Origin of the sequence: Acinetobacter sp. YH12076 (genome assembly GCF_013419525.1) — a bacterium.
GTDB classification, from domain to species: Bacteria; Pseudomonadota; Gammaproteobacteria; order Pseudomonadales; family Moraxellaceae; genus Acinetobacter; species Acinetobacter amyesii.
This window is the reverse complement of sequence record NZ_VOZY01000008.1, coordinates 41,225-56,800: the sequence shown is the minus strand read 5'-3', so window position 1 is coordinate 56,800 and position 15,576 is coordinate 41,225. Positions and strand designations below refer to the sequence as shown.

The window sequence follows — 15,576 nt, the reverse complement described above, 5'->3', positions numbered from 1 at the left end:
CGATTAAGCATACCTGGTTAATGAGACAAATGAAGCATCAGTTTAAATTTAATCCTTTAGCGACTGCGATCTTAACCCTTCTATGTGGTAGCTCGTTACCAAGCTATGCAGCACCTGTTTCAAACCCGTCCACGGATGACGATACAGAACAACTCAAACAAAGCATTTCAGAAGCTTATCCGGGGCAGCAGTTCTTCGAACAATATTATGTCGATAAATCTGCACCTGAAGCACAGATTCGCAACACCAATCAATTAAGTTCTGCGTTTTGTACAGGCACCTGGATTACCCCAGTTGCTCCAACAACGAAAGCAGTCGCACCTGAAGATGCAACCTCTACCATTACCGCAGACTATGGTCATTTTGACCCGAATGGCGACTCCATTCTTGAAGGTAATGTTCTGATTGACCAAGAAGGTCGTCAAATTCGTGCCGATCAAATCAAAATTGATAAAACCCAAACCTATGCCAATGCTTCTGGCCGCGTGCAAATGGCACAGTCTGGGCTGATTTCGCAAAGTGATTCGATTGATTACAATTTAAAAACCCAACAGGGTGATTTAAATAACAGTTTCTTTATTGCTGAACAGCAGCATGCACACGGTCGCGCTGAGAAAATTTCACGTACTTCAACCGAAACACTCGAATTAGAAAACGCTGTTTATACCACTTGTCCACCTGATGAAAAACCAACGTGGAAAATTCAAGCAGACAAAATTAAGCTGAATCAAGAAACTGGTCGTGGTGAAACCAAGGGGACAACATTATATGTAAAAAACGTACCTGTGATGGCTGTGCCCTATTTCAACTTCCCGATTGATGACCGTCGTACCACAGGTATTTTGACCCCAAGCTTTGGTTTTACCAATGATGGTGGTGTTGAACTTGCCGTTCCCGTCTATCTCAACCTTGCACCAAACTATGATGCAACGGTCACACCACGTTATATTGCAGACCGCGGTCCAATGATGGAAGGCGAATTCCGCTATCTCACTGAAAACTTTGGTTCAGGGATGGTGTGGGGTGGTTATTTACCATCCGACCAAAAGTATGATGATCAGGATCGTAAAGACTTACATTTCCTCCACAATTGGAAAATTAACGATCAATTTACAACCAATTTAGAATACAATTATGCATCTGATAAAGACTATTTCTCAGATCTCAATAATAATCCAAACTCAAAAACTGACCTGAACTTACGCCGTGCCTGGGAACTCAATTATAAAAATGGTATCCCTGGCCTAAAAGCACAGCTTAAAGTGGAAGACTTCCAAACACTGGATAAAACTGTCAGTGATGAAGACCGTCCATATGCGCGCTTGCCGCAATTCCTACTGAACTACAAGACTGGTAATCCGCTCGGCTTACAGTACGAATTTAACAATGATACGGCTTACTTCAAAAAGAACTTACGTAGTAATAATATTCCAAGCAATACTGGCGATTCGCCAATGTATGAGCCAAGTGGTGCACGTATTTATAACGACTTTAGTGTGCGTTATAACTATCGTAACCCATGGTCTTTTGTAATACCAGAAGTGTCTATTCGTAACGTCAACACGATTTACGATCAAGACACCGTTAATGCACAAAACATTAGTTCATCAAATGAAAGTAAATCGGTCGTTGTACCGCAATTCACTTTAGATGCGGGTCTTGTGATGGAGCGCGAAGGTCGTTATCTACAAACCTTAACGCCTCGCTTTTTCTATGCGTATTCTCCATACAAAAACCAAGACACCAACCCGAACTTTGACTCAACCACAGCGTCAATTAATTATGACCAGTTATTTAGTCCGCGTCGGTTCTATGGTAATGACCGTTTAGAAGACAACAACTTCGCATCTCTAGGCTTGAGCTATAGTTTATTTGATGATGTTGGTCTTGAGCGTTTAAAAGCTAGCGTTGGTCAAAGTTTCTATTTTGAAGACCGTCGTGTCACACTGAACAACGTCTCTGATAAATTTGATACCGAACGCCATACCGGCCCTGTCGTGAGCATTTCTAGCCAACTATCTGACAGCATCAGTGTGAATGCCAATTCAGCATGGATGGCGAATGGTGATAATGCTCAGCGCGATATTCAAATGTATTACACAGGAAATAAAGGCAATTTATACAATGTCGGTTATTTCTATCGTAAAGACATTCCTAACCGCCAAGACAGCTATGACCAAGCAGTAGCATCGTTTATTCAACCTATACACAATAACTGGCGTATTATTGGTCATGCACAATATGACCTCGACAACAGTATTGCGCGTGAATATTTACTTGGTGTGAACTACGAGTCATGCTGCTGGGGTGTTTCAGTTTATGGTCGTTCGTACTATAACGATTTAGATGATGTAACATCTTCAGATGTTAAACCAAAACGTGCCATTATGGCGGAGTTCACCCTAAAAGGTTTAGGTGGCTTCAACAATAAATTAACCTCTTTGCTTGAAAACCGAGTGTTGGGTTTTAACAATATTAATCAATCTTGGACAGAACGTTAATGAAGACAAAACAGTTAAAACAAATTTTTAAAGCGTCAGCCTTGGCACTTTGCCTATCGACTTCTGTATCTGTATTTGCTGCTGCGCAACCTAAAGATGAAATTGTAGCTGTCGTTGACAATAGCGTGATTCTACGTAGTGATCTTGATCAAAGCATTGCCGAGATCACTCACCAATTTCAAGCAAAAAAACAAACCGTCCCACCGACTGAATACTTGCAGCAACAAGCTTTAGAACAGCTGATTTCGCGCCAAGCACAGCTTGAACAAGTGAAACGCTATAACGTCAAAGCGGATGAAAAATCACTCAATGAAGCCGTACTTAAAGTTGCGAAAGATGCCGGCTCTCCAAGCTTAGAAGCGTTTCAGCAAAAATTAGATGCTGTTGCACCAAATACCTATGCAGGTTTACGTGCACGTATCGCTGAAGACATCGCTTTACAACGTCTACGCCAACAGTTGGTCACTTCTCGCATTCAAATCAGTGACCAAGATGTGAAAAACTTCTTAAGCTCACCACAAGGTCAAGCTGCGTTAGGTAATCAAGTTCATGTCTTACATGTACGTGTAGCTAGCAGTGATAATGCCGTTAAAATCGCGGAAGACATTCGTAAAGAACTTGCAGCAAGCAACGATGTAAAAGCGATTACTAGCAAATATAGTACCAAAGATATTAAAGTTGACGGTGCCGATATGGGCTTCCGCAACTTATCTGATATTCCAGATGAACTTGCTGCACGTGTAGCTCCTTTGCAAGTTGGTCAAACCACTGAACTAATTTCAGTACGTGATGGCGTTCATGTTTTAAAATTGGTCGACCGTAAAAGTGGCGAACAAAAAGCCATTGTTCCTCAATACCAAACTCGCCATATCCTGATTCAACCATCTGAGGTCGTGAGTCCTGAAACTGCCAAGCAAATGATCGACAACTTGTATAATCGCCTGCAAAAGGGTGAAGATTTTGCGGTCTTGGCTTCAACGTTCTCGAATGACACTGGTTCTGCTGCCAATGGTGGTAGTTTAGGTTGGGTTAGCCCAGGTGTTATGGTTCCAGAATTTGAAGCAATGATGAAATCAACAGCGAAAGGTGAAATCAGCAAGCCTTTTCAGTCACAGTTTGGTTGGCACATCCTTCAAGTGACCGATACACGTCAACAAGATATGACACATGAAGTACAAGAACGTATGGCCCGTCAGATTTTAGGTGAGCGTCAATTTGACACTGAACTGGACAGCTGGTTACGTGAAATTCGCAACAATGCTTATGTTGAAATTAAAGATCCTACTCTAGATCGTAAAAAGAAATAAGTGAATAAATAAAAAAACCAGCTTCAGCTGGTTTTTTTATGTCGATTCTTATCATCATTCAGCACTTTAGTAATTATTACATACCCGTTATGAAAACAATCTACTCTTTTATAGGCAAAAAAAACCTCCCATTTGGGAGGTTTTTTTAACTCAATTAACGATTGTTGTTTTCGTCGTCTTGAGCATCTTCAAATTTAGTTTCGCCATCAAAACCAGCATTTTGACCGCCGAAACCACTTTGACCGCCAAAGCCACCTTGACCACCGAAGCCACCTTGAGCGCCAAAGCCACCTTGACCACCGAAGCCACCTTGACCACCGAAGCCACCTTGACCACCGAAGCCACCTTGACCACCAAAGCCACCTTGGCCACCGAAGCCACCTTGTTGACCGCCGAAGCCGCCTTGTTGACCACCGAAGCCGGCAGCGCCTTGAGCACCAGCAGGAGCACCAGCAGGACGTGGGTTACGTGCTGGAACAACAGTTGAAATAGCGTGTTTGTAAACCATTTGGCTTACAGTATTTTTTAATAAAACAACGTATTGGTCGAAAGATTCAATATGACCTTGTAATTTAATACCGTTGACAAGGAAGATCGACACAGGAATACGTTCTTTACGGAGAGAATTTAAGAACGGATCTTGTAAAGTTTGACCTTTAGACATGTTATAACTCCAAAAAATAATAAAAATCAGCGCAAAAGCTACCTTTACTTTTCAATTAAAAATTATCAAAAAGGTAGTCTGTAAATTTTGCTTTATCCGTACCACTTTCGCAAGTCTTCTTGAGCCTGCTGCGCAGTTAAATATGTAGTAAATTTATGCGTTTCTTGCAAAGATCTTAACCAAGTATATTGACGTTTTGCAAGTTGTCGTGTTGCAAAAAGTGCCTTATCCTCCATTTCACGCTGTTTTTCGCTACTTTGATCACTATTTTTCAAAAAATCTAAAGCTTGACGATATCCAACTGAGCGCATAGAGGGTAAATTTTCATCTAAATCGTATTTTTCAATGAGAGCTTTCACTTCATTTAAAAATCCAATTTCCCACATTGTTTTTAGACGTTGAGCTATACGCTCATGTAATTCTAATCGGTCTGGCAATAATGCGTAATTATGAAAATTGTAACGGTATGGTACGTTTTTAGGTTGCTCAGCTTGTAACTGCGTAATAGGTTTACCTGTTAATTTAAAAACTTCGAGCGCACGGATAATTCGTTGCTTATCACTCGGTTTAAATTTTTCACCTGCCAATGGGTCTACATTGCACAGTTCTGCATATACAGCATCCCAACCTTGCGACTCAGCTTTGGCTTCAATTTCAGCACGTACAGCATAGTCTGCACTTGGTAAGTTTGAAGACAACCCTTCCAATAAAGCCTTGTAATACAACATTGTACCACCGACTAAAATCGGTGTTTTACCTCGTACATGCATATCATCAATCAGTACACACGCATCTTCCACAAAGTTCGCTGCCGAATACACTTCTAGCGGACTGATAATATCAATCAAATGATGTGGATATTTCTCCAACTCAGCTTTACTTGGCTTGGCCGTACCAATATCCATATCCTGAAAAACCAAAGCAGAATCGACTGAAATTAATTCGAATCCACCTTGCTCGTATAACTCACATGCCAAGGCGGTTTTACCGCTTGCAGTTGGTCCCATTAAGTTGATGACCGGCAATTTATTTGACATGTAAAACTACTCTCCCCGAGCAAAAAGTTTATCTAGCTGTGCCAATGGAAACGCACGCCACGTCGGACGTCCATGGTTACATTGGCTGGCAAATTCAGTTTGTTCCATCTGACGCAGTAATGCATTCATTTCAGATAGACTTAAAATACGGTGTGCGCGTACAGCGCCATGACAAGCCATGCCTGCCAATATTTGATCACGCTTTTGTAGTAACCCTGCAACCTGATCACTTGGGTCTAAATCATTTAATAAATCTGGAATCAGCGCATCAAAGTCTGCTTTATGCAAAATGGCAGGAACACCTCGGACAATGACTTGCTCATCGCCATATTGGTCTATTTCTAAACCTAGGCGTGCCAATTGTTCTTTGAGCTCATCGACGCGCATCGCTTGCATCCGACTGATACTGACGACTTTAGGAATCAGCAACTGCTGTGATGTCCAAAACTCAGGTTTATCCCAAGCCGTTTTCATTTGTTGTAAAACAATGCGCTCATGCGCAGCATGCATATCAACAATGATTAAACCTTCGGTGTTTTGGGCCAAAATATAAATACCATGCAATTGCGCAATGGCAATCCCCAAAGGATGCTCATCGACTTTCTGCTGAATATGTTCAGCCAAAGAAGAATCAGGATCATTTGTAGATTCAGTTTGACGTAAAGGCGCTAAATAACTTTGCAATGCATTATTGAGCTGTCTGGAACCCGCTATATTTGACTGATATCCGGCGCTATTGATCGATACATTTGAATTTTGCTGTGTATACCCTTCTTGCCCTGTTGACGCATGATTTGACGCATATTGCACAGCAGTTGGCGAACTAAAATCAGTAAGCCCGCCTGCGATCTCTGGACTGACAAAATTTGTGCCTTGCTCTGCAACTGGCTGAGGTTGATGTAATGAAAATTGTTCCTGATGACGCGGCTGCGGAATAATATTTTCGTGTGCCTGCCCATCAAGTTTCATTGCAGATGACAATTCGGCGGTCGCGGTTTGAAATTGCGCTAATGTCGATTTGGCAAAATGACGAACAAACTCATGTACTTCACGTTGATTTAGAAACCGAATTTCATGCTTGGTCGGATGCACATTCACATCGATATTTTCAGGATCAACTTCCATAAATAACAAATAAGCGGCATGTTGATGTCCATGCAAAATACCGTCATAAGCCATCCGAAGTGCATGTGAAACTGTCTTGTCTTTTACGATACGTCCATTCACATAGACGTATTGCATATCGGCCTGCGCACGTGCATCTGAAGGATGGCCTAACCAACCACTGAGACGCATATTGACGCTATCAGCATCTATCCAGTACGCATTTTCAGTAAATTGACGGCCTAATAATTGTTGTACCCGCTGAAAACGCAGCGCGCCACTGTCTGCAATAGGCAAGTTCAGCTTAATACTATTGTTATGCTCAAGGACAAAACGTATATCAAAATGGGTCAGTGCCAAACGACGGACAATTTCTTCGATATGTCCAAACTCAGTCCCCGGTTTTTTGAGAAACTTACGCCGTGCAGGCACATTAAAAAATAAATCTTGCACACGAATGGTGGTGCCTTGCGTCGCTGCCACAGGCTGAATTTCTTGTGAATCAAATGCAGTGCCATTTACTTCGACCTGATAGCCTACACCGTCATCATTTTGGCTACTGGTCAATGTCAAACGAGACACCGCAGCGATCGAAGCCAAGGCTTCCCCACGAAAACCTAGACTTACAATGGCATGTAAATCTTCAGCAGTTTGGATTTTACTGGTGGCATGGCGCATGACCGCCAAAGGTAAATCTTCAGGGTGAATGCCCCGACCATTGTCTATAATTTCAATCAGTGTACTGCCGCCTTGTTCAATACGAACAATCAGCTCAGTCGCCCCTGCATCAATGGCATTTTCCAGTAATTCTTTGACCACAGAAGCAGGACGTTCAATCACTTCCCCTGCGGCAATTTGGTTGGCTAAGGCAGGATCAAGCGTTCGAATGCGGCGGGCACTGATTTCATTCAGCATGGTTAAATTTTTGCTCCAAAGCGTTTTGCAAAGTTTCTGAAGAAGAGCTTAAAGTCGCTGTACGGGTGGTTTCATCCGCAGACTTTTCAATATTAATAATTAAATCAGCCTCAGGGATTTCGTCGCCCCCTTTAGATGGCCATTCAAATAAAAATAGGGCGTTCGGCGTTTCTAAATAATCACGGATACCCATAAGTTCAAGCTCATAAGGGTCATTCAGACGATATAAATCAAAATGAAAAATATCTTGTCCTTGAATATTGTAAGGTTCAACCAATGTATAGGTTGGACTTTTTACCGCACCTTGATGACCCAAGTGTTGTAAAAAATAACGTGTTAACGTGGTCTTTCCTGCACCCAAGTCACCAATTAAATACGCTACACCCGTCGTAAAATGCGTCGCCAGTACGGTAGCTAAGTTTTGGGTATCGACTTCACTATTAAGTTCCAGACTGAATGAATACTGCATATTACTCACAACATGTACATAAGAATTAAATATGATAGCATCGCACTGGCTAAAATGGATATGTTCACACTATAGATTGAGCATTTTTCATGATGTGTTCTCTGCTTTATTTGCTCAGTTTTTAGATCTTTCTTCATGCACAGTTTTGAATTTACTCCCCCAATGATCAATGGTGTTAGTGCCAGTAAAGTCTTCCTTGACGGTCAACACACACAAGCCACAACGGTCTATGCATATTTGTGTGAGCAATTTCCTCATATCCAAGCAACAGAGTGGCAACAACGATTTAAGGATGGTCAAGTCTATGCTGCAGATGGTGACGCTTTAACGATAGACAGTCCTTTTGAAGCAAATCGTCATGTTTATTATTATCGATTCTTAGCGCATGAAATTCATGTTCCCTTTGAGCATCAGATTTTATTTGAAAATGATCATTTCATCGTGGTCGATAAACCGCATTTTCTCACCATGAGTCCGACCGGTCAGTATGTACAAGAAACCTTGTTGGTTCGACTCAAAAAACAAACGCAGCTTGAACACCTAACACCGATTCATCGTTTAGATCGTGAAACTGCTGGCGTGGTGCTCTTCTCCAAATGTGTCGAAAGCCGTGGGCTATATCAACAGATGTTTGCCAAGCGGCAAGTTCAAAAAACCTATCATGCCATTGCAGCTTTTCGAGATGACTTAAATTTCCCAATCACAACTCGCTATTGCATGGAAAGAGGTCAGCCATTTTATACAATGCAACTGGTAGATGGTGAGCCAAATAGTGAAACATACATTAAGCTCCTCCAGCAGAATGGAAACCATGCAAAGTACGAATTAAATCCCCATACCGGCAAGCAACACCAGCTCCGTGTGCATTTAAATGCTTTGGGCATTCCAATTCAAAATGATCCCTTTTATCCAGTAGTACAACATAAGGCAGATGACGATTTCAGCCAACCTTTACAACTACTTGCGAAACAGCTTGAGTTTATCGATCCTGTGACAGAACAGGCTTTTCAATTCTGTTCTGCCTATGAATTGACACTGTAAATCGATTGTCATTACATTAAATTGATAAAATACTGCCAAACTTTCTTGAATTTATAACAGTTTTGATTAGAATAAATGCGAAAAGTTAAGTATTTAAAAGCTTTCTAAGAATATGAGAAAAACTGAAGTCTACCAAATCCGTCTCGATTCACAGGAAAAGAAACAGGCCTTTGCCGTTTTTAAACAATTAGGCATTACACCTGCACAGGCTGTACGTCTATTCTTTAAACAAGTTGTTTTAACCAAATCGATCCCCTTCTCTATTGAAAACCAAAATATCAATATTGAACAATTGATTAAGTTACGCAAATTAAAACAACAAGAAGCCCAAGCTATTTCAACCATTGAAATTAGCCCTGCTGAATTAGAAATTTTAAATAATGATCCATTATTAGATGATGATCATCTCGACTTGTTTGAAGAACTCAATGCAATTTTGGGTGAAGGTGACAAAACTTAACACTGTCGCATTTATAAACAATTTATAAATCAACCAATTTCGAAATTTCGATATGCTTCATGCAAGACTGATAAAAATAGCATGGAGTATAGAAAAAAATGATCGTTCGACGCGCAACAGAAGCAGACCTTCATCCACTTGCTGTTTTATTTGATGAATATCGCCAATTTTATGGCACCTCTTCTAATCTTGATATCTCATATAAATTTCTAAGACAACGTTTTGAAAATAATGAAAGCGTAATTTTTATTTGCTTAAAAGATGATGTGATTACTGGGTTTATCTTACTGTATTTGGGCTTTTCATCTGTGGCTTGTTCAACTTACTATATTTTAGATGATGTCTATGTCAGCCCTGTATATCGTCGTCAAGGTTCAGCTAAACAATTGATCGATACCGCTGTTCTCTTTGCACAACATGAAGGTGCGCTTCGAATCAGCCTCGAAACTCAAAAAAATAACTATCACTCGCATCAGCTCTATGAATCGATGGGCTTCATTAAAGATGATGAATTTCAAACCTATCATTACTTTATTCGTTAATGCCTTGCTCGACGTTAAATACACAATCAACGCATATTAGAAACGCATCTTTAAATCAATAATTAGCAGACATATTTAGGGGCTTTAATACCGCACATTCATCCTTTGAATAATGAAGTATCAAAGCCCAGTACACATTACTATGCAGTGATATTTTCACGAAATTTCGATTGTTCAATTTGCACTGCATTTAAATAGATCCACTCACCCTCAGCGAGATCATCAAGCTTTAATTGTCCAATTTGAGCACGATGTAAAGTTTCAACTTTATTACCGACAGCCGCCAACATCCGCTTCACTTGATGATATACCCCTTGATGGATAGTCATTTGTAATTGCTGTGAAGCCAATAGTTGCACATCGGTTGCAGCGAAAATGCCTTTTTCGTTTCGCAGCTCCACGCCTTGTTCTAACTGTTGTATTTGCTCAGGTGTCACAGGATCTGCGGTATGCATCGAATATACTTTGGCCACATGCTTTTTAGGGTGTGTCAGCGCTTGTAGATATTGACCATCATCCGTGAGCAGCAACAGTCCAGTGGTGTCTTGATCCAGTCGCCCGACGCATTGCAGACCACGATTTAACAGCACATCATCAAATAATTCAAAAACACTAAAATGATGGGTTGCCTGATGCGAACATTCATAACCTTGGGGTTTATTTAACGCGATGTAAACATGCTCACGATAGACATAGTCCTGACCATGCACACTGTAAGTTAAATCATTTAAGTCCAGTTTTTGCTTTGGATTATCTACAATCTCATCGTGTATTTCGACCGCACCATTTTTAATCAACTGTTGGCAATATTTACGCGAACCAAAACCTTGTGATTGCAGCATTTTTTCCAAAAACATAGAACAACCTAATAAACACCATATATTGCTATTTTATACCGAACAACGAGCCAACTTGCAGGAAAAATAGCGGAAATGATCTTGAACGCCAGTTTTTAATGTTTCTGCGCTACACTATTGATTATTTATTGAAGTTTCTCACGAATATCCTATGTCTGAGTTGGATTTAAATCTGATCGTGTTATTGGTGTTATTGGCTTGTGGCATCTTTAGCCACAATACAGCGATCACCATAGCTGCAGGTGTCTTGATTGTTTTCCGCATCACGCCTTTAAGTGAATTTTTCCCCTATCTGCAACAATATGGCTTAAACATTGGCATTATTATTTTAACCATTGGCGTACTCACGCCGATCGCTAGCGGAAAAATTCCTGGTGATTCGATTTTAAAATCCTTTTTAAGTTGGAAATCCCTCGTCGCAATCGCTATTGGCATCTTTGTCGCATGGCTAGGCGGACGTGGTGTCAAACTGATGTCGAATCAGCCAGATGTTGTTGCCGGACTATTAATTGGGACAGTCGCAGGTGTTGCCATGCTGCGTGGTGTACCTGTCGGCCCACTCATTGCAGCAGGCATCTTGTCGCTACTGATTGGGATTAAACAATAAGGCCGTTGCTGACATAGCGGTTTAACAAAATTTTAATTTGAGCCATGCTGCATTTGAAATAAACGTCGACTAAGCATGATTCCAACGAATGATAATGCTGACATCAATATACCCGCCCAAAACCACGCTCCAGTTTGTGAAACCACAGTGGCAATCACAGGTGGCAGAACAAATTGTGATATGGCAGAGCATTGTAAAATCATGCCGACCGTCGTACTGATTGCCGCAGGATAAGGTGCAAAATGTAGTGCTTGAGCAAAAACCGTCGCAGCAACTAAGCCTCCAAAAAGCGAAAAACTGAACACCGTTAAATATTGCAGTAAAAACGGTAACGCATCTTTAAAGAGATAAAATACTAAGGAGCAAATGATCAAGACGGCAAAACCCAGTTGGACTAAAGTTTTAGCTTGAAAACCACGCTGTAATAGCAGTCCACACCCCCATGTGCCCACAGCATTCGCAACGGCAACACTGGCTGTTAAAGCACCCGCCAGTTCTGCTGAAATTTGGTTTTGGGCATAAATCATCGGTAAGAAGCCCACCAATGCAAACCACTGCCCTGCATATGTCCCAAAAATGAGCGCCAAAAGCCATGCTGCAGGATGTTTCAAAGTATCTCTAATGAGACCAATAATAGGTGTTGTATTCAGCGCCACATTAGGCTGAGGAATAAACATGGCGATACAGAGTAGTAATGCTGCAGTAATCATAGCGAAACTGAGCCAAACCACACTCCAACCATATTGAGCAATTAGAAATGGCGCAACCAATAATGCTATCCCCATACCTCCGCCCATATAAGCACTCCACAGTCCCATCTTTGCGCTGATGTGCTGTAGCGGTACAAGCTGACGGATAAATGCAGGCCCTGTGAGTGTCACCAATAAGAAGCCAAATCCTTCTATGACACGCAGTAGCAACAAGACATCAAAGCTTTGTGCAAAGCTCCCCCATGCACTTGCTATCGTTAATAAACTTAAGCCCAGTAAAATACACAGCTTAAATCCAATTTTTTGGATATAACTGCCAATCAACAATGCAAAGCACATTCCTGCGCCCTGTACCAATGAAAGCAATAAACCAGATTGAATAAAGCTAATGCCGAGTTGCTGCTGTAATACAGGTATTGCGGGCGGTAGTTTCCCGATATGCATTGCAGCAATAAAACCTGCCGCAATAATGAATAAATCTTTTGACATCCCTTTCATTGAATTGTCATGCTCTTTTCGCCATGCAATAGTGCACAGCTTAACAATTCAAAATATTATTTTGAGTCAAAAAACAAATGACCTTAGATGATTTTTCAATTATTTAATCATCTTGCACCGTCACATGCTAAGCGCACTTTGATTTAAATTAAACAACGATACTTAGTCATTTCATCTGCATTTGTTTGAGACAGGACAAGTTTTCATCAAAACGTTTTGCGATACTTTAGATAATATGAAGGTAGTGAACGAATTTACCTGCATAACTATGAGTGAATTATTTAAGCAGTGAGATATTTAGGCAGTGAGTTATTCAATATTTACTTGTTTCCGTTCACGCTTATTGGCGTACATTTTTAAATCAGCCATTTCGACCAATTGATCGATGGATTCGGCATCCTCTGGAAATAAAGCCATGCCAATACTAGCACCAATTTTCAAGCTCATTTGCTCGAATGCAAATGGCAGTCCGCAACTTTCTGCGATTCGATTCATCGCCTTTTGCGCACGCTCTAAGTTGGCAATATTGGTTAAAATCACAGCAAATTCATCACCGCCCAAGCGTGCAACCAAGTCATCTTGACGTGTTTCACGCAAAATGCGCTGTGCAATTTCTTTCAGTGCAGCATCCCCAATGCGATGTCCAAACTGATCATTAATCGGCTTCAGACCATCCATATCAATCATCAAGATACCTAGCACTTTTTTCTGCGCGCGAGCTTTTTCTATCCCTTGGCGTAAAAAGTCGACAAACAAAGCCCGATTGGCTAAGCCGGTTAAGCTATCTTGAGTCGCCAATTTATATAACTCTGTCGCACCGAAACGTGTTGCATGGTACATCGCCGCAGCGATCAACTCAGACATCAAACTCAATATATGTAAGTCGGCTTCCTGAAAGGCATCGACTTGGTCAGAGTAAATCTTTAAAACACCAACACCTTCATCACAGTGAATCAATGGCACCACAGCCATCGAACGCAACCCGACACGTCGACATGCCACGCGATCTACCCGTGCATCTGTTTCCGAATCTTGGCAATACAGTGTTTGTTTTTGCGCTATACATAGACCCGATAAACTATTTTCAATATGAAGTCTTAGACCCAGTAAATGGCTCGCCCCGCCAGACACTGCACGATAGACCATATCACCATCTTCAGCCAACTCTACAACTGCACCTTTTGCATGTGTAATCTGCTGCGCCTGTTCTGCAACTACGGTCATCACTGCATTTAGATCTAAACCCAGTTTGGCAATTGCTGTCTGCGTTTGAATCACAGACATGAGTTGAGTTGGTGAGGGTTCTATAGAATTGGGCATGATTGAGCTCAAACAGGTTTCAGTGTGAGATACAGCTCAATTCTAAAAATTATTCATCCACTTGTATAGCAATCTTAAAGTGATTTCTGTGCATTCAAGCACTTTAGATACAACTCTTTTAAATACTGCTCTTTAAAAAAAATGCACTCAAGGAAACAACAGAGCAAGTGGAATCATCGATACACATATCGAAGGTTGGGGAAAGTCATGATGTATGGATGGCCCACGTATTTTACGACTCTCCCTCACGATATTATTTCAAGGCATAAATTTCACTCTGCATCCATTCTCCGCCTTCAAGTTGTACATCGACAGCAACACGTTGATATTCAGTACCTTCAAATTCATCTAAAGCAGCCCAATGAGCTGCTAAGTTTTCAGAGATAAAAACATAGCCTTCAATGGCTTGACCTGCCTTCGATAAACGAATGCCCGGACTGCCCATAGCCGCACCCTAGCCTTTATGTTCTAATTCACCCCAAACCACACCTTTCTTCCACATGCCACCTATGCGTTCCATCACGTGTGCATTGGGCTGACCTAGACGTAATGTCCCGTATACAAAAAGACTCTGAGTCATAGATCCTCCTTAGTTGGAATAATATTGATTGCGTTTTTGTGAGAATTTCGCCAACTGTTTTAGGAAGCCTTCAAAGTAGCTTTTTTCAGCCTCTTCTGTACGATAGCCGGCGTACAAAGTTCGTCTTAAACCTTCAGGTGAAACACAATTTAAGCGTCGAGAGGTCACCCAACCTTTTTGCTCATATTCATTCACTACCCAATCAGGTAATGCCGCAATACCACGACCACTTGCAACCAACTGAATCAGCATCTGGGTCAAATCTGTAGTACGGACGTGTTTAGGCTGAATATTGGCCGGTAAAAATAATTTTGCCATGATATCTAAACGATGTTTATCAACCGGATAGGTAATCAGCGTTTCTTCTGCTAATTCTTGAACAGTCACATTTGTCGCACGAACCAATGGATGTGTATTGGACAATACCAAACGAGATTCATATTCAAAGATTGGGAAATATTCCACGCCTTTTAAATTGATCGGGTCTGCAGTAATCAGAAGATCAAACTCGCCCGTTTGTAATAGTTCATGCGGATTGGCTTCAAAGCCAGATGCAAAGTCCAAATCTACATCGGGGTATTGCTGACGGTAGACATTCAATAACGGCATCAGCCAGTCAAAGCAACTATGACATTCTGAAGAAAAAATAATTCGGCCAGTTTGACCATGCACAATACGTGTAATGTCCGATTGCGCAATTTGAACTTGCGGCAAAATGTCATCGGCAAGGCGTAGTAAACGTTGCCCAACATTCGAAAAGGTCACAGGACGTGTGCGTCGGTTCACCACCTCTACCCCATACCAATGATCGAGTTCTTTCAACTGGTGTGAAAGTGCAGAAGGCGTTAAACACAGATCATTAGATGCAGCAACCAAAGAACCGTGTTCTCTGAGTGCCAATAAGGTTTTGAGATGGCGTAATTCCAACATGATTGTTCTCAACTAAACTTGGGAGCAACTTTGC

General features: G+C 41.3%; 14 protein-coding genes and 1 pseudogene. 6 read left to right on the top strand and 9 right to left on the bottom strand.

The window, feature by feature from the left end:
- Positions 1–29 precede the first annotated feature (29 nt).
- Entirely contained in the window at positions 30–2,501 is a 2,472-nt protein-coding gene (locus FTU22_RS09485) for an LPS-assembly protein LptD (protein WP_180094172.1), read from the top strand.
- Positions 2,501–3,808: a peptidylprolyl isomerase gene (locus FTU22_RS09480; RefSeq protein WP_180094170.1), complete on the top strand. Its 1,308-nt coding sequence runs from the start codon at positions 2,501–2,503 to the stop codon at positions 3,806–3,808. Before FTU22_RS09485 ends, FTU22_RS09480 begins: the two co-directional genes overlap by 1 nt.
- Positions 3,809–3,962: 154 nt before the next feature.
- Here FTU22_RS09480 and hfq read toward each other — a convergent pair whose 3' ends face one another.
- The 4 genes from hfq to tsaE all read right to left on the bottom strand — a co-directional run bounded on the left by hfq (position 3,963) and on the right by tsaE (position 7,997).
- Positions 3,963–4,472, bottom strand: a complete 510-nt coding sequence (hfq, locus tag FTU22_RS09475) for an RNA chaperone Hfq (protein ID WP_180023922.1) — start codon at positions 4,470–4,472, stop codon at positions 3,963–3,965.
- Positions 4,473–4,564: 92 nt separating this feature from the next.
- Positions 4,565–5,509 carry a tRNA (adenosine(37)-N6)-dimethylallyltransferase MiaA gene (gene miaA / locus FTU22_RS09470; RefSeq protein ID WP_180094168.1) on the bottom strand — a complete coding sequence of 315 codons (945 nt, stop codon included), beginning with the start codon at positions 5,507–5,509 and terminating at the stop codon, positions 4,565–4,567.
- A gap of 6 nt (positions 5,510–5,515) precedes the next feature.
- Positions 5,516–7,528 carry a DNA mismatch repair endonuclease MutL gene (gene mutL / locus FTU22_RS09465; RefSeq protein WP_180094166.1) on the bottom strand — a complete coding sequence of 671 codons (2,013 nt, stop codon included), beginning with the start codon at positions 7,526–7,528 and terminating at the stop codon, positions 5,516–5,518.
- A complete protein-coding gene (gene tsaE / locus FTU22_RS09460; protein ID WP_180007348.1) occupies positions 7,518–7,997 on the bottom strand; it encodes a tRNA (adenosine(37)-N6)-threonylcarbamoyltransferase complex ATPase subunit type 1 TsaE in 480 nt (159 codons plus the stop codon). The genes mutL and tsaE overlap by 11 nt, the downstream gene beginning before the upstream one ends.
- A 135-nt stretch (positions 7,998–8,132) precedes the next feature.
- Between tsaE and FTU22_RS09455 the strand changes: the two genes are divergently transcribed.
- The 3 genes from FTU22_RS09455 (at position 8,133) to FTU22_RS09445 (ending at position 10,040) form a co-directional block, all read left to right on the top strand.
- Positions 8,133–9,038 carry a pseudouridine synthase gene (locus FTU22_RS09455; protein WP_180094164.1) on the top strand — a complete coding sequence of 302 codons (906 nt, stop codon included), beginning with the start codon at positions 8,133–8,135 and terminating at the stop codon, positions 9,036–9,038.
- A 112-nt stretch (positions 9,039–9,150) separates the two neighbouring features.
- Positions 9,151–9,498, top strand: coding sequence for a type II toxin-antitoxin system RelB/DinJ family antitoxin (locus FTU22_RS09450; RefSeq protein WP_078193683.1), 348 nt, complete (start codon positions 9,151–9,153; stop codon positions 9,496–9,498).
- Positions 9,499–9,596: 98 nt separating this feature from the next.
- Entirely contained in the window at positions 9,597–10,040 is a 444-nt protein-coding gene (locus FTU22_RS09445; RefSeq protein ID WP_168378877.1) for a GNAT family N-acetyltransferase, read from the top strand.
- Positions 10,041–10,180: 140 nt separating this feature from the next.
- On the opposite strand, the gene FTU22_RS09440 is transcribed toward FTU22_RS09445, so the two are convergent.
- A complete protein-coding gene (locus FTU22_RS09440) occupies positions 10,181–10,897 on the bottom strand; it encodes a pseudouridine synthase (protein ID WP_180094162.1) in 717 nt (238 codons plus the stop codon).
- Positions 10,898–11,048: 151 nt separating this feature from the next.
- Between FTU22_RS09440 and FTU22_RS09435 the strand changes: the two genes are divergently transcribed.
- Entirely contained in the window at positions 11,049–11,504 is a 456-nt protein-coding gene (locus tag FTU22_RS09435) for a DUF441 domain-containing protein (RefSeq protein WP_180094160.1), read from the top strand.
- Between the two features lie 32 nt (positions 11,505–11,536).
- On the opposite strand, the gene FTU22_RS09430 is transcribed toward FTU22_RS09435, so the two are convergent.
- From FTU22_RS09430 to FTU22_RS09415, 4 genes and pseudogenes are all read right to left on the bottom strand, one after another.
- Positions 11,537–12,703, bottom strand: coding sequence for a CynX/NimT family MFS transporter (locus FTU22_RS09430; RefSeq protein WP_257227430.1), 1,167 nt, complete (start codon positions 12,701–12,703; stop codon positions 11,537–11,539).
- Between the two features lie 318 nt (positions 12,704–13,021).
- Positions 13,022–14,032: a sensor domain-containing diguanylate cyclase gene (locus tag FTU22_RS09425; protein WP_180094156.1), complete on the bottom strand. Its 1,011-nt coding sequence runs from the start codon at positions 14,030–14,032 to the stop codon at positions 13,022–13,024.
- A 253-nt stretch (positions 14,033–14,285) separates the two neighbouring features.
- Positions 14,286–14,612 (bottom strand): annotated as a pseudogene (locus FTU22_RS09420) (gamma-glutamylcyclotransferase family protein).
- A 9-nt stretch (positions 14,613–14,621) separates the two neighbouring features.
- Positions 14,622–15,542 carry a LysR family transcriptional regulator gene (locus FTU22_RS09415; RefSeq protein ID WP_180094154.1) on the bottom strand — a complete coding sequence of 307 codons (921 nt, stop codon included), beginning with the start codon at positions 15,540–15,542 and terminating at the stop codon, positions 14,622–14,624.
- Positions 15,543–15,576 lie beyond the last annotated feature (34 nt).

What these genes read in the sequence shown, in the direction of transcription:
- miaA (WP_180094168.1), bottom strand. Translation starts at nt 5,509, where the DNA reads ATGTCAAATAAATTGCCGGTCATCAACTTAATGGGACCAACTGCAAGC.
- FTU22_RS09450 (WP_078193683.1), top strand. Translation starts at nt 9,151, where the DNA reads ATGAGAAAAACTGAAGTCTACCAAATCCGTCTCGATTCACAGGAAAAG.
- FTU22_RS09455 (WP_180094164.1), top strand. Translation starts at nt 8,133, where the DNA reads ATGCACAGTTTTGAATTTACTCCCCCAATGATCAATGGTGTTAGTGCC.
- FTU22_RS09485 (WP_180094172.1), top strand. Translation starts at nt 30, where the DNA reads ATGAAGCATCAGTTTAAATTTAATCCTTTAGCGACTGCGATCTTAACC.
- FTU22_RS09440 (WP_180094162.1), bottom strand. Translation starts at nt 10,897, where the DNA reads ATGTTTTTGGAAAAAATGCTGCAATCACAAGGTTTTGGTTCGCGTAAA.
- FTU22_RS09445 (WP_168378877.1), top strand. Translation starts at nt 9,597, where the DNA reads ATGATCGTTCGACGCGCAACAGAAGCAGACCTTCATCCACTTGCTGTT.
- FTU22_RS09435 (WP_180094160.1), top strand. Translation starts at nt 11,049, where the DNA reads ATGTCTGAGTTGGATTTAAATCTGATCGTGTTATTGGTGTTATTGGCT.
- FTU22_RS09480 (WP_180094170.1), top strand. Translation starts at nt 2,501, where the DNA reads ATGAAGACAAAACAGTTAAAACAAATTTTTAAAGCGTCAGCCTTGGCA.
- FTU22_RS09430 (WP_257227430.1), bottom strand. Translation starts at nt 12,703, where the DNA reads ATGTCAAAAGATTTATTCATTATTGCGGCAGGTTTTATTGCTGCAATG.
- mutL (WP_180094166.1), bottom strand. Translation starts at nt 7,528, where the DNA reads ATGCTGAATGAAATCAGTGCCCGCCGCATTCGAACGCTTGATCCTGCC.
- FTU22_RS09415 (WP_180094154.1), bottom strand. Translation starts at nt 15,542, where the DNA reads ATGTTGGAATTACGCCATCTCAAAACCTTATTGGCACTCAGAGAACAC.
- FTU22_RS09425 (WP_180094156.1), bottom strand. Translation starts at nt 14,032, where the DNA reads ATGCCCAATTCTATAGAACCCTCACCAACTCAACTCATGTCTGTGATT.
- tsaE (WP_180007348.1), bottom strand. Translation starts at nt 7,997, where the DNA reads ATGCAGTATTCATTCAGTCTGGAACTTAATAGTGAAGTCGATACCCAA.
- hfq (WP_180023922.1), bottom strand. Translation starts at nt 4,472, where the DNA reads ATGTCTAAAGGTCAAACTTTACAAGATCCGTTCTTAAATTCTCTCCGT.